Here is a 14,610-nt window from a genome sequence, read left to right on the forward strand (position 1 = left end):
CCAGGACAGCTCTCTGCTCACGCCCTTTATCGAGACGAACTTCCTAATGCACCGCCCCTCTGACGCGCCGGCCCTGGCGGCTGGAGATATGGTGGAAGGTGTCTGGCTGGCCTGATCGATTGATCAAACCCGTCGGAGAGGCAGGCTAAGACTGTTCCAACAAGGTCGCTACAGCTTCAGCGCGCTGAATATCCTCCGGCGTATTTATATTCAGGAACGCCTCATCTTCGGCCTGAAACCGGACTTTGACTGCTCCTACATGATCGGCGATTGCGTGGAGCGCCAATTTGCCCTGCTTGACACAAGAGCGGACATCTGGCGCGAGCGCACATGACCAAAGGCCAAATGTCGGCTGTAGACGAAACTCCGTTTCGACCAGGGCGGCGCGTGCGTTACCGCGGCCAGTGGACAATTGTGCGAATAGGTCCACCGGGAAGAACGGGGCATCAATCGGAACGGTCAGCAGTAAGCTCTCTGGTCCTTTCTCTCGCAGACAATGCTCCAATGCTGCGAGAAGCCCCCCCGCCGGGCCGATAGGCTCACCGTTCGGCTGGAAATCTTGCACGAAAACCAGCCCCGGAACAGCCTCCGACCACTCCGGCGCGGTAGGACCCGTGACCACCATCTGGTCGACCATGGGGGTGATCCGGTGGGTGGCGCGCTTCCAGAGGGGACTTCCGGAAAATTCGATCAACGCTTTTTCAACGCCGCCGAGCCTGCGTCCTGCGCCTCCCGCGAACAGGCACCCCATGACCGTCATTCAAAGATCCTTTCCCCGTGACAGCAGCGTAAACCGCTACATCTTCCCGACCTGCCCAGAATGACTGAATTTCTGGCAGACCTCAATCATCCCGCCCAGAGACTGATCTGAATTGGCGGAAGTTTTTTGTCACTCCTTGATCCCGTTGCACAGTTCGGTGGCCCGGGGCAAAAACTAGCCAGCTTTGAATGGTCAAAGTCTTCGCGCCCGAAGCTGGGCGCAAATCTTCGGTGAAGAAGTTGAACCGTCCGGACGCTGGTTTCCGGGCTATTTTTCTTTCTGCTGGTCTACGCCTTTCAGGGCGATGCCAGTTCAGACCGAGGACTGATCATGTCTGCAAAACCCAATTTCCGCGCGCTCATCGCGCCTGTCGTGTTGCTCTCCGTTGCACTCCCGTGTGCAGCCGAAGCCGACCAGACCACTTCCCGCTGGGAAACCGCACTGGCTGACACAAAGCCGATCTTCAATGCACGGCTTCGCTATGAGGGCGTCGAACAGGAAGGCCTGCCGGAGGATGCAAGCGCCCTCACCTATCGCTTCCGAGCCGGCTTCGAGACAGGCAAAATCTTCGACACCGCTCTCTTGGTCGAGTTCGATCACATCGACGACCTCATCGACGATTTCAATTCGACCATCAATGGAAAGACCGGCTATCCGGTCGTCGCGGATCCGAATGCAACGGAATTGAACCGATTTCAACTAACCAATACCTCATTGCCGGATACGATAATCACGCTGGGTCGCCAAAGGATCGGCCTGGATGACGCGCGTTTTGTGGGCAATGTCGGATGGCGCCAGAATGAGCAGACCTTCGATGGAGCAAGGGTTCAGAATTCCTCGTTGGGTGAACTGAAGGTCGATTTCACCTATATCGCCCAGATCAACCGCATCTTTGGAGATGATTCCGCCGTGGGACGCTGGGATGGCGATTCCTATCTGCTGAACCTCAGTCACCCCACCCCGATCGGCACGCTGACTGGCTTTGCCTATCAGATTGACGTTGACAATGCTGGCGGCGTTTTCTCGTCCCAGACAGTCGGCGCCAGATTGGCGGGAAAGCAGGCCATCGGGACCGGAAAGCTCGGATACACAGTTTCCTACGCTACCCAGTCCGACTATGGCTCCAGTTCCCTGGATTACTCGGCCGATTACTATCTCGTTGAAGGCACATATTCTGTTGAAGCAGTTACGCTCGGCGCCGGCATTGAAGTGCTCGGCGGCGACGATGCACGCGGATTTCAAACACCGCTGGCGACGCTTCACAAATTCCAGGGCTGGGCCGACAAGTTTTTGACCACTCCCACGACCGGTGTGGAAGATATTTATGCAAAGGCAGCGTATCAGGTTGGCGATGTCGGCCCGTTCAGTGGTGTGGCCTTGACTGCAGTCTATCATGATTTCAGCGCAGATGTCGGAGGGGCCGATTATGGCAGCGAACTCGATCTCGCGGCTTCTGCAAAATGGGACAAGATCGGTATCACCCTCAAATATGCGGATTACAGCGCAGATGACTTCGCCACAAACACCAGCAAGTTCTGGATCCAGTTTGACTTCGCCCTCTAAGGGTCAGGAAGTTGAAGCTGTTCCAGCTCAAGGCGCAGTCACTTCGGCTGCGCCTTTGAGCGTGCTGTTGATTGATGAAGATCCGGAACGGGCCCGGCAGGTTGAAGAGGGACTGATCGCCAATGCCGTGGTGCACACAGCCACGCAAACCCATGGACGGGTTCTCCTCGACCTGATCGCCCGGATCAGTCCGGATGTTATCATCATGGATTGCAATTCGCCGGATAGAGACACGATTGAAAGCCTGCGCCTGGTCGCCCAATCCAACCCCAAACCCATTGTGATGTTCGTGGAGGAAGAAGGTGGCGGCGGTATGCAGGAGGCAATTGAAGCCGGCGTCAGCGCCTATGTGATTGATGGCTTAACCCCCAAACGGGTCCAGCCCCTCATCGACACGGCCATTGCCCGCTTCCGTCACATGGATGGCCTGCGCAACGAACTGAAAAAAACCAAGGACGATCTCGCCGCTCGCAAAGTGATAGAGCGCGCGAAAGGCATGCTGATGCAGCATCATGGCATGACGGAGGACCAAGCCTTCTCCTCAATACGCACCATGTCCCAACAACAGGGCAAGCCCATCAAAGAGGTGGCTGAAAACATTTTGACCATTGTCGGCATGCTTGCCGGCAAGCATGCACCGGACAACATCTGATGGCACATTCTCTCACACTCGGATTTGCACAGCTCACAGATTGCGCCCCATTGGCGGTAGCCAAGGAGCGTGGTGCTTTCGCAGCGCATGGACTGGATGTGACCCTTAAACGGTTTGTTTCCTGGGCAGCCATGCGCGACGCGCTCGGCACCGGCGCGATTGATGGCGCCCACATGCTGTCACCCATGGTCGTTGCCTCGGCAGCCGGCATCGGTCCCTTCCCAGGTGAGTTCACGACAGCCTTCACGCTCAACCTCAATGGCAATGCGATCACCGTTTCAACCACCTTGTTCGAAGCCATGGCGCAGATGGCACCGGAGACCATTTCTCGTCGTCCGCTCTCCGCCTACGCCCTCAAACGCGTGATAGACCAGCGCAAGGAAGATGGCAAAGCCGCGCTGACCTTTGCGCATGTGTATCCTCATTCGATGCATGCACTTGAATTGCGCTACTGGCTGGCCGCCGCCGGCATTGATCCGATGCGCGATCTCAACCTCGTCGTCGTGCCGCCATCCCTGATGGTTGACGCGCTCGCGGCCGGACAGATCGATGGCTATTGCGTCGGCGAGCCGTGGAACAATGCCGCTGTGGTTGCGGGTATTGGACGCACACTGATCACATCCGGAGAGATCTGGTCGAATGGCCCTGAAAAAGTTCTTGGAGTGCGTCAGGACTGGACCGAGCAGAACAAGGAATGGCATCTAAAGCTCATCGCCGCTTTGTCGGAGACTTGCGCCTGGCTGGATGACATGGACAACCGGTTAACCGCAGCCCAGATCATTTCGACCCCCGACTATGTGAATGCGCCCTTCGACGAAGTTGTAGGCTCACTGACGGGAAAGAACCGACAGACGGGTGGTGAACTCCGCATAGATATGCCCGATTTCAACGTCTTCCACCGCTACGCGGCTAACTTCCCCTGGCGGTCACACGCCAAGTGGATCTTGTCCCAGATGATCCGGTGGGGAGAAGCTCCAGACGATGTGGATGCGAGTGCTATCGCCAGGCTGGCTTTCCGACCTGACATCTACTGCGAGGCTGTCGAGCGACTGGGCATAGCTTGCCCCAGCGCCGATGAAAAAATGGAAGGTGCGCATCAACATGCCTGGCTACTGAGTGATGCAACAGAGCCCGTCGCCATGGGGGCAGACCAGTTCATGGATCGGCGCATATTCGATCCGACCAATATTGATGGCTACATTTCAGGCTTCACCATCAGAGACCAGAGAAGTCGGCTCGGCGCCCTCGACACGAGCCAAATCACCCATTTGGCTAAATAGTCATACCGTCAGCTGGAGCGGGAATAACTTCCACATTCTTCGCACTGAGCGGGTAACGAATGAAAAGTATGGCAGGGTTCCGGACTCTGTGTTGCCGCGCATCCAAAGCAAGACGGTCCAAGCGAGTTTCTACCCTGCGACAGTCCGGTTTTCCGACATTCTCCACCCATTCCGCTTGGAGTGACCCCGGCACACCTCGCGCCATCAAGGCGGTCTGAATGCGCCATGCCTGCGCTACGCTCATATAGAAAGCCACGCATATTCCGGGTTTCAATAAATTGGCCCAATCGGGTTCCTTGTCCTTGTTCGCAGAGCGACCTGTCGTCACGACAAAGCTCTGCAACTCGGCTCGCTCGGTCACTGGGATCGAGCATTCCGCCGCCGCCGCCAACGCCGCGGTCACACCCGGAACGATTTCAATTTCGGCGCCAAGCTCAACAGCCACCGCAATTTCCTCAGCGGCTCGGCCGAATATCATGGGATCGCCAGACTTCAGACGTGCAACATGGCGTCCTGCCAGCAAGGCGCCACGCAACATGCTGTTGATGTCAGTCTGCTGACGCCCACCATCCGTACATTTTTTTCCAACATATTGCAGGGTGGCCGCGGGGCTTGCGAGTTCCAGCACATCAGCCTCGACCAATCGGTCATGAAAAACAATATCTGCCTCACCGATCCGGCGCGCGGCACGTATTGTCAGGAGATCCGATGCGCCCGGACCACAACCGATCAAAGTCAATTTTCCAAGCATGTGCCTACTCCGCAGCCAACGTGTGTGGGGATGTTTCTTCCGGCTTCAACTTTTCCAGAAAGGCACGAATTTCAGGTTTGCATGACCCACAATTGGTACCCGCGCCCGTAGCGGCCCCGACCCCCTCGACACTCCTGCTCCCGGCCTGGATCGCCTCGCCAATTGCCACGCTGCCAACCCCCAGACAGGAACAGATAAGCCGGCCGGACGATTTCCCGCTTGGAGGACGTCCCGCCAACAGGCCCAGCCTCGTTGTCTCGTCCATGTCGACGGCAAGCAAGCCAGCGAGCCAGCCACGATCCGCGCTCACAGGTCCGGACGTTGACGCGATCAAGCATATGTCGAGGGAGTCATCTTGAAAGGACGCGCGAGCGATTTGACCGTTTGCGCGGATCATCTGGACCGCCAAGATGTCCGGACATAATTGTTCTGCCCATTCTTGCAGTTTTCCGCACCCAGCCAATTCATATCGCCATCCCCCACTCGCGCGCGCAGAGGCCCAATAGTCCAGCTTTCCCAGAACCTGGCCCGGTAGCTCTGTTCTGCAAACCACGAATGCAAACCAATCCGGCCGTAGAGGTGCTAGGGACACGACAGAATGTTTCGACTCGGGTTGTCCCGACACGGGGTCTACATTTGGCGCAACCAGGCAGTCCACGCGGCCGCCTGAACTGTACCGAGCCGTCCAGTGCATCGGGGCGAATACAGTTCCGGGCTGAACCCGGTCCGTCACCAGAACCCGCAGGGCTACACGCCCATACTCGTTCTTTACCTCCGCAAGCCCCGCTGGATGCAAGCCCAGCCTGTCAGCATCTTCAGGGCAAATTTCGAGGAATGGTTCTGCGGTATGGGCGGATAGACGCGGCGATTTTCCTGTCCGTGTCAGCGTGTGCCAATGATCCCGCACACGGCCCGTGTTCAATACATAAGGACGTTTCTTGCTCGGTTGCGACAGGGCCGGCAGGAACGGCGTCGCAACAAATCTGGCGCGGTGATCGTCCGTGAAAAACTCGCCGTCGGAAAAGAAGCGATGATTGAGGGCCGCCAAATTGCCAGAGCGAGGGGTATCTTCCGCCAGCGGCCACTGGAACGGCACAAGTTCATCATATGCCTTCTCGTCAATATTGGCATGGGCCCCGATATTGAAATCACGTGTTCCATCATTCTCGAACGCAGATAGCGCAGCATACTCCTGGTAGATTTCGGCGGCTGACGTAAAGTCAAACCCGTTGAACCCCATGCGGCGCGCCACTTCGCAAATCGCCCACCAATCATGTCGCGTTTCGCCGGGAGCTCTCAGAAAGCTCCGTTGACGGGAGATCCGGCGTTCGGAATTGGTGACCGTACCTGACTTCTCCCCCCAGCCCGTGGCCGGGAGCACAATGTCAGCCAGCTTGGCTGTATCAGACCGCCCGGTGACGTCCGACACAATAACCAGGGGGCACGCCTTAATGGCAGCTCGAACGCGATCAGCATTCGGCAGCGAGACGACGGGATTGGTTGCCATGATCCAGAGTGCTTTGATCTTTCCCTCATGCACAGCCTCGAACAGGTCGACCGCTTTCAGACCAGGTTGTGTGGCCATATTCGGCGCCTGCCAGAAACGCTGCACCCGGTCGACATCCTTCGGTGCAAAATCCATGTGCGCGACCAATTGGTTCGCGAGACCGCCAACTTCGCGCCCCCCCATGGCATTGGGCTGGCCCGTCACGGAAAATGGCCCGCAGCCGGGCTTCCCGATACGTCCCGTGACCAAGTGGCAATTAATTATCGCATTGACCTTGTCTGAGCCTGCCGAGGATTGATTCACACCCTGAGAATAGATGGTTACCGTCGCGGGCGTCTGCTCCACCCACTGAAAGAAGGTCCGCAAGTCAGATTCTGGCAGCGCTGTGGCTATGGAAAGTTCGGCCAGTCCGAGGGGCCCTGAGGCATCCAGCGCTGCGTCCAGCCCCTTGGTGTGCGCATTAACGAACGACGTATCATGAGCGTCGCTCGCAGCAAGGTGAGCAAAGAGCGCATTGAACAACAGAACATCTGCTCCCGGACGGATCGGAAGATGAAGGTCAGCTGCATCGGTGGTGGCCGTCTTGCGGGGATCGATAATGACGAGGCGCGTGCCACGCTTTTCCCTTGCCGCCAAGATCCGATTGTGAAGCACGGGGTGGCACCAGGCCAGGTTACTGCCCACCATCACAACAAGGTCAGCCCGTTCCAGGTCCTCATAACAGCCGGGAACCGTATCCGAACCGAACGCGCGCTTGTGACCGGCCACGGAAGACGCCATGCAAAGTCGCGAATTCGTGTCGATATTCGCCGACCCTACAAAGCCTTTCATGAGCTTGTTGGCGACATAATAGTCTTCTGTCAGAATCTGTCCGGAGACATAGAGCGCGACACTATCGGGCCCATGGGTAGCAATCGCCTCTGAAAATCCGTTGCCGATTTTGTCCAGAGCAAAATCCCAACTCGCCCTCTCTCCAGAAATGGTTGGAAACAGCTGGCGTTCGTCCAGATCCAGCGTCTCCCCCAACGCAGATCCTTTCGAGCAAAGTCGGCCAAAATTCGCCGGATGATCGGGATTCCCGCGCACTGTGGCGGCTTCCCCACCTTCGTCAGGTTTGACCAGAACGCCGCAGCCCACACCGCAGTAAGGGCATGTTGTGGAGACTTCTTCTGCTGTCGGGCGCATACGGTCCATTGGGGGGGTCAGCCGGATTGAAGACCGATGTAAACTCGGCCACCTTCCCGAATTTCGATTGGGTAGGTGCGCACGCAACCGGTGTCGGCGCCGCGCGCCCTGCCCGTCTCCAGATCAATCACCATCGCGTGCAGGGGACATGAGACCGCAGTATCATGTACGATCCCTTCGCTGAGTGGCCCCCCCTTATGCGGGCAGACATTCTGGATCGCGAACACGGTGTTCGCTGCGGTCCGAAACACGGCCACTTCTTCAGCATCGAGCGTTACCCGCCGAGACCCCCGGAGGGGAATATCGTCAACCCCACACAGCTCGGCCCATGACATAATGGCGGTCTGAGTACTCATTCGATCTATCCCACCGGTTCGAGTTTTTTGAATTCGTGCGCATCAACCCCGCCTGTAGCCCGCTCTGCCCAGGGATCGATTTGAGCGAAACGCTGGGAGTATGCGAAGCGCTCGACCAAATTTGCCCGGTTTTCAGCGTCTTCGACAATTTGCGCCTGAACCCGGTCGATGCCGACCCGCGCGGCCCATTTGTAGATGCGCTCAAGATAGAAGCCCTGCTCGCGATAGAGCTGGAGCACGGCCGTACACATTTCGATCGCCTCTGCTTCGTCGGTGACCTTTGTCAGCAATTCCGTAGCCTTGACCTCCATACCGGCCGCGCCGGCGAAGTGAATTTCGTATCCACTGTCAACGCAAACCACACCAATATCCTTGCAAGTGGCTTCCGCACAGTTTCGAGGGCATCCGGAAACAGCCAGCTTCACCTTGTGGGGGGTCCACGATCCCCACATGAGCTTTTCAAGCTTGATCCCAAGGCCGGTCGAATCCTGCGTTCCGACCCGGCACCAGTCGGTTCCGACGCATGTTTTCACCGTGCGCAGGGATTTTCCGTATGCATGGCCGGAGACCATGCCCGCCGCATTCAGATCTGCCCATACGGCTGGGAGGTCTTCTTTCTTCACGCCCAACATGTCGATGCGCTGCCCGCCTGTATATTTCACCGTAGGAATATCGAACTTGTCCACAACGTCTGCAATCGCTCGCAACTCACTTGCTGTGGTCACGCCGCCCCAAGTGCGAGGTACGACAGAATAAGTCCCGTCTTTCTGAATATTGGCGTGGACGCGCTCATTGATGAAGCGAGACTGATTATCGTCGACATACTCGCCTGGCCATGCTGCCAAAAGATAGAAATTGAGCGCTGGTCGACACTTGGCGCACCCACAAGATGTTTTCCAGCCCAGCTCCTGCATGATGGCAGGAATGGATCTCAAGTCCTGAGAGGCAATCAAACGCCGCACATCATCATGGCCTAGATCCGTGCACTGGCAAACCGTGCGCTTAGCGGAAGCCGTGAACGCATCTCCCAACTTGAAGGCTAGCAGACTTTCCACCAGACCCGTGCACGTTCCGCATGATGACGACGCCTTGGTACAAGCTCTTACGCCATCCAGGTCGGCAAGCCCGTTCTCGTCGATAGCCGAAAGGATCTGTCCCTTGGAAACGCCGTTACAACCACAGATCTCTGCCTCATCCGGCAAGGCTGCAACGGCCGCCATAGGGTCCAGGGGAGTCCCTCCGGCATAGGATTGGCCAAATATGAGCGTGTCGCGTTCATCCTCCTCTATGAATTCCGCCTTTTTTATCTTGTCGAAAAACCATGCTCCATCGGATGTTTCTCCATATAGAACAGCCCCGATCAGTCGCCCTTCTTCGAGGATCAGGCGCTTGTAGATACCGCGCCCAGGATCTCGGTACACAATTTCGTCGCGATTATCTCCTTCAGCAAAATCTCCTGCGGAATACAAATCTACCCCAGTGACCTTCAGCTTTGTTGCGGTCTCAGAATGGGAGAATTCCGTTTTCCCCTGTCCCGTCATTACTTTTGCGCAAATCTGCGCCTGTTCGAACAAGGGGGCGACAAGCCCATAGCAATTTCCATCGAACTCGACGCATTCTCCAACGGAATAGATGTTCGGGTCGGACGTTTGCATCACGCCATTGACCTTGATGCCCCGGCCGACTTCCAGACCGGCTAGCTTGCCAACCTCGATATTTGGCCGAATTCCAACCGCCATGACGACGAGGCTGGCAGGAATCTCCGTTCCGTCTGCCAGTCGTACTCCGTCAACCTTGCCGTCCCCATAGATCTCCTTGGTATTCGCCCCTGTCAGGATCGTAATGCCCCTATTGGCGAGCTCCTTTTCCAGGAGATACCCTGCGGACGGATCCAGTTGGCGTTCCATCAATGTCGGCGCGAGGTGAATAACCGTGACGTCCATTCCTCTCAGACGCAGACCGGCGGCAGCCTCCAGCCCAAGGAGGCCGCCGCCGATCACCACCGCCCTTGAAGCCGGCTGGCAGGCCTCAATCATCGTGTGGGTGTCGTCCAGGTCGCGGTACGCGATAACACCAGGCAGGTCGTGACCGGGTAATGGAATGATAAACGGATTTGATCCAGTCGCGATGACAAGTCGATCATACGGGACATCGCCTTTTTCACCGATGACGACTTTCCGTTTCCGATCCACTTCCAGAACCTTTTCGCCGAACCGGCAATTAACTCTATGCCCAGCATACCAGTCATCGTCATGAGTGACGATTTCCTGATAGGTCTTTTCGCCCGAGAGGACGGGAGACAGCATGATCCGGTTATAGGTTCCGCGCGGCTCCGCATTGAACAACGTAACGCTAAAGCGGTCCGGTGCAGCCTCCACGAGGTTTTCCAGCAACCGTCCGGCTGCCATCCCCGCACCAATAATCACAAGTTTTTCCTGGGGCATGTTTCTATTCCCCCTCAGTCACTATTTGTTTGAAGACGGACGATATGAACATTACGCCGCCTCCGTCTCTGACTCAGACTTTGATTCCGAATCTGATTTGGAGCTGTGAGCGCCCTTCTCATACTCTTCGAGGAAACTCAGAACCTGTTCGCGGTAGTGGTAATAATCTGGATGTTCGAGCAAAGCCTTGCGCGTGCGGGGGCGCGGGATATCAACTTCCATGACCTTCCCGATCCGCGCATTCGGTCCATTGGTCATCATGATGACCCGGTCCGCAAGCAGGATGGCTTCATCCACATCATGCGTCACACACGCGGCTGTAACCTGTGTGCGCTGCCACACTTCCATGAGCACTTCCTGAAGCTCCCAGCGCGTCAGGCTATCAAGCATCCCGAAAGGTTCATCCAGTAACAACAATTTGGGCGAAAGAGCGAAAGCGCGAGCAATGCCAACACGCTGTCTCATCCCGTTCGAGAGATCCGCCCCCAGCTTGTCCATGGCTTCGCCCAGGCCAACCTTGTGCAGGTAGTATTCCACCACCTGCTCGCGCTCTTCGCGAGTTGCATCTGGGTAAACACGGTCCACGCCTACGGCGACGTTCTGCTTTGCTGTCAGCCAGGGAAACAGAGAGGGAGCCTGAAAAACCACGGCCCGATCCGGGCCGGCCGCCGCAACTTCCCGATTGTCCAGAATGATCCCGCCACGGCTGACCTCGTTCAGACCGGCCGTCATCGTCAGGACAGTGGACTTGCCACACCCCGAATGACCAATAATCGAAACAAACTCACCCTTCCTCACTTTGATATCGAACCCGTCGACCACGGTGAGTGGCCCCTTGGGTGTAGGATAAACTTTGCTCACCTGGGAATATTCAAGAAAGCGATCATCGTTGAAGCCTGAGGTTTCAGATGCCTCACGGTATGCTTTTGGCTTGCCCAATGTGATTGGGGTCACCTCCGGCAAGGGTGGCTCGACTTGGGCCCGCTTCTTCGCAATTCCGACATCCATCAAATATGCGGTAACGTCGCGGCGAAGCGTCTTGAACGTCTCGTCATGATTCATGGCGGTGCGATCTCGCGGGCGCGGCAAATCTACTTTGAATGATGGTCCGAAGGTCGCGTTCGGTCCCGGGTTCAGAGGGATGATACGATCCGCCAGAAGCAGGGCTTCATCCACATCATTTGTGATGAGGACGACCGTCTTCCGGTCCTGTTCCCAGATGGAGGTGATCTCATCCTGAAGGTTAGCCCGTGTAAGTGCATCAAGGGCCGACAGAGGCTCGTCCAGCAGCAGGACTTCCGGATCCATGGCGAGCGACCGGGCGACCGCCACTCTCTGGCGCATACCGCCTGAAAGCTCTGCCGGGCGCCGGTCGACGGCATGGCTGAGGCTGACCATGTCGATGTACTTTTGCGCCCGTGCATTGCGCTCTGCTTTGCTTTCCTTTCCGAACACCGCATCAACAGCCAGGAGAATGTTCTCCTTCACAGTCATCCACGGCATCAGCGAATAGCTCTGGAAGCAGACGGCCCGGTCCGGTGCAGGTCCTTCAACAGTTTCTCCCCGAAAAGTTACTTCACCCCTGTTCGGAAATTCGAGACCAGCCATGAGACTGATAAGGGTTGATTTTCCAGACCCGGAGAACCCGACAATCGCGACGAACTCCCCTTCTTCCACAGCCAGATCAATGTCATGGAGGACATCTACGCGATCAGAATCGTCACCAAACCATTTCGACACATTCTTCAGATCAAGGATCGACATATTCTCTTTCCTCTATCGCGTGCTGGTATGCGTGAACATGGTCTGCAAGGCGTACATGACCCGGTCGAGCAGGAAGCCGATAATCCCGATCGTCAGAACTGCGACAATGATCTTGGCCAGTGATTGCGACGACCCATTCTGGAATTCATCCCACACAAATTTTCCTAATCCCGGATTCTGCGCAAGCATCTCCGCTGCAATCAAAACCATCCAGCCAACACCCAGGGACAGGCGCATACCTGTAAAGATAAGCGGCAACGCAGATGGCAGGATGAGCTTTGTGATTTGGGTGTGTGGCTTCAGTTTCAAAACTTTGCCCACATTGACGAGATCCTTGTCTACAGATGCCACGCCAAGCGCCGTGTTGATCAATGTGGGCCACAGGGAACACAGGGTCACCGTGATTGCCGACGTCAGAAAAGACTTCGAAATCCCAGAATCTGTCGCAACGGTCGCAGAGACAATCATGGTGACAATGGGGAGCCAGGCCAGCGGCGACACCGGTTTGAATATCTGGATCAGAGGATTGAACGCCGCATTCATGGTCGACGACATGCCCATCACGATGCCAAGGGGAGCCGCGATCACCACGGCCAGAAAAAAGCCGAAAAAGACCGTCTGAAGGCTTGTCCATATCTGCTGGTAAAAAGTCTGTTTGCCCGTATAGGAAACGCGGGACACATCGCCTTCACGCCCGGCCGCGATCAGGGCGTCATTGCGTGCAGCCTGACGCTCATAGAATTGTCCGGCTTTCTGCTTTTCCTGCAGATGATCCTTGTGAAGCACCACCGCCTGCTCCCAAACCTGGGCTGGCCCGGGGATCGCACCAAGCGATGTCTTGACCTGGGGCGCCAGAACAGCCCACGCCGCCAGAAAGGTCAGAATAGCAACGATCGGCACGACAAGCCGCCGGCCCAATAATGGCAGGTTTCGCTTGGGACTGTCACCTGCGGCCATCATGAGCAGCGGCGTCACCCAGGACAATGCAAACACATCAAGAAATTTCGAAGCCTTGTTAATGCCCGAGAATACTTTTTCCTGACGTTCGCTCTTTGAGTCTGCGCTCTCCTTTTCGGAGACTTCGCGGGTGATCTCGGAAGGGCTCCCAACGACCTGCTCATCGACAGATGCGTCAACCTTGTTGAAAACAATACTTCCCATCTTATTGACTCCGATGGTTGGAAAATTTGAGAACATGGGCCGGCAATCTGGTGGCCCGCTCTAGCCCGCTGGTCATTCGATGACTTCGCCCGCAGCAACGGTCTGGCTGGACTTCAGCCCTATCGTCAGGCTTTCAAGGTACGCATTCGGCTGGCGTCCGTCATAAGAGACGCCATCAATGAAGTCTGATGTGACTGGCTTGTAACCATCTGTTTCCCAGGGGAAATCAGCAGCGTCCGCCAAGCCATCATCAACCAGGGACTGGGCGGCCTCGAGATATATGTCCGGCCTGTAAACTTCGCGCGCCGTCGCGTCGTACCACGCATCATCTTTGCTGTCGGAGATCTGACCCCACCGCCGCATCTGGCTAAGATACCAGACCGCATCCGAATAGTATGGGTACGTTGCATTATAGCGGAAGAAGACATTGAAGTCTGGCACCTCACGCTTGTCGCCACGCTCATATTCGAACGTGCCCGTCATCGAATTGGCGATCACATCCGCGTCCGCGCCGACATATTCGGAACGCGCCAGAATTTCCACCGCTTCAGCCCGGTTCGCGTTGTCATTTTCGTCCAGCCACATAGCTGCCCGGATAAGGGCGCGTGTAACTGCCTTCGTCGTCACTGGATTTTCTTCCGCGAATTCAGCGGTAATGCCGAAGACTTTTTCCGGATTGTCTTTCCAGATTTCGTAATCCGTGATGACCGGCACGCCGATCCCCTTGAAGACTGCTTGCTGGTTCCATGGTTCACCCACGCAGTATCCGTAAATCGTGCCAGCTTCGAGCGTTGCGGGCATTTGAGGTGGGGGTGTGACAGACAAGAGGGCGTCGGCCTGAATCTGGCCCGACACATCATCGGGCGAATAAAAGCCCGGGTGGATGCCCCCCGAAGCCAGCCAGTAGCGCAGCTCGTAATTGTGCGTAGAGACTGGGAACACCATGCCCATGTTGAACGGCTTGCCATCAGCGGCATATTCCTCGACCACAGGTTTCAGAGCGCTGGCGCTGATGGGATGCACCGGGCGCCCGTCTTCCATGCTCGGAATATTAGGACGCATCTTTTCCCAGACTTCGTTTGAGACAGTAATACCGTTGCCGTTCAGATCCATGGAGAACGGCGTGACGATATGGGCTTTTGTGCCGTAGCCGATGGTCGCCGCCAGTGGCTGGCCCGCCAGCATGT

The 14,610-nt window shown here is 56.6% G+C and carries 11 protein-coding genes; 3 read left to right on the forward strand and 8 right to left on the reverse strand.

What is annotated here, in order from left to right:
* Positions 1 to 145: 145 nt before the first annotated feature.
* Positions 146 to 760, reverse strand: coding sequence for a molybdenum cofactor guanylyltransferase (gene mobA, locus B4F73_RS08900; protein WP_290483045.1), 615 nt, complete (start codon positions 758 to 760; stop codon positions 146 to 148).
* A gap of 330 nt (positions 761 to 1,090) precedes the next feature.
* Here mobA and B4F73_RS08905 point away from each other — a divergent pair, with 330 nt between their 5' ends.
* From B4F73_RS08905 to B4F73_RS08915, 3 genes are read left to right on the forward strand one after another with little or no spacing between them, the layout of a single operon-like run.
* A complete protein-coding gene (locus B4F73_RS08905; RefSeq protein ID WP_290480745.1) occupies positions 1,091 to 2,323 on the forward strand; it encodes a hypothetical protein in 1,233 nt (410 codons plus the stop codon).
* A complete protein-coding gene (locus B4F73_RS08910; protein ID WP_290480744.1) occupies positions 2,307 to 2,975 on the forward strand; it encodes an ANTAR domain-containing response regulator in 669 nt (222 codons plus the stop codon). Before B4F73_RS08905 ends, B4F73_RS08910 begins: the two co-directional genes overlap by 17 nt.
* Positions 2,975 to 4,255, forward strand: coding sequence for a CmpA/NrtA family ABC transporter substrate-binding protein (locus B4F73_RS08915; protein WP_290483046.1), 1,281 nt, complete (start codon positions 2,975 to 2,977; stop codon positions 4,253 to 4,255). Before B4F73_RS08910 ends, B4F73_RS08915 begins: the two co-directional genes overlap by 1 nt.
* Here the strand turns inward: B4F73_RS08915 and cobA are convergent.
* From cobA to B4F73_RS08950, 7 genes are all read right to left on the reverse strand, one after another.
* Positions 4,248 to 5,006: a uroporphyrinogen-III C-methyltransferase gene (cobA, locus tag B4F73_RS08920; protein WP_290480742.1), complete on the reverse strand. Its 759-nt coding sequence runs from the start codon at positions 5,004 to 5,006 to the stop codon at positions 4,248 to 4,250. The two genes, B4F73_RS08915 and cobA, sit on opposite strands and share 8 nt — an antisense overlap.
* A 4-nt stretch (positions 5,007 to 5,010) precedes the next feature.
* Complete coding sequence (locus tag B4F73_RS08925) at positions 5,011 to 7,707, reverse strand: molybdopterin-dependent oxidoreductase (protein WP_414651869.1); 2,697 nt, start codon at positions 7,705 to 7,707, stop codon at positions 5,011 to 5,013.
* Positions 7,708 to 7,715: 8 nt separating this feature from the next.
* Positions 7,716 to 8,033, reverse strand: a complete 318-nt coding sequence (nirD, locus tag B4F73_RS08930) for a nitrite reductase small subunit NirD (protein WP_349678450.1) — start codon at positions 8,031 to 8,033, stop codon at positions 7,716 to 7,718.
* Between the two features lie 26 nt (positions 8,034 to 8,059).
* Complete coding sequence (gene nirB, locus B4F73_RS08935) at positions 8,060 to 10,498, reverse strand: nitrite reductase large subunit NirB (protein WP_290483048.1); 2,439 nt, start codon at positions 10,496 to 10,498, stop codon at positions 8,060 to 8,062.
* Between the two features lie 51 nt (positions 10,499 to 10,549).
* Positions 10,550 to 12,262, reverse strand: coding sequence for an ABC transporter ATP-binding protein (locus B4F73_RS08940; protein ID WP_290480740.1), 1,713 nt, complete (start codon positions 12,260 to 12,262; stop codon positions 10,550 to 10,552).
* Positions 12,263 to 12,274: 12 nt separating this feature from the next.
* On the reverse strand, positions 12,275 to 13,354 hold the full coding sequence (locus B4F73_RS08945; protein WP_414651693.1) for an ABC transporter permease: 1,080 nt from the start codon (positions 13,352 to 13,354) through the stop codon (positions 12,275 to 12,277).
* 141 nt (positions 13,355 to 13,495) lie between these two features.
* Positions 13,496 to 14,610, reverse strand: a 1,115-nt coding sequence (locus B4F73_RS08950; RefSeq protein WP_290483050.1) for a CmpA/NrtA family ABC transporter substrate-binding protein, incomplete at its 5' end; no start/stop codon positions are given.

This window comes from Hyphomonas sp. UBA3601 (assembly GCF_002375605.1).
In the GTDB taxonomy this organism is placed as follows: domain Bacteria; phylum Pseudomonadota; class Alphaproteobacteria; order Caulobacterales; family Hyphomonadaceae; genus Hyphomonas.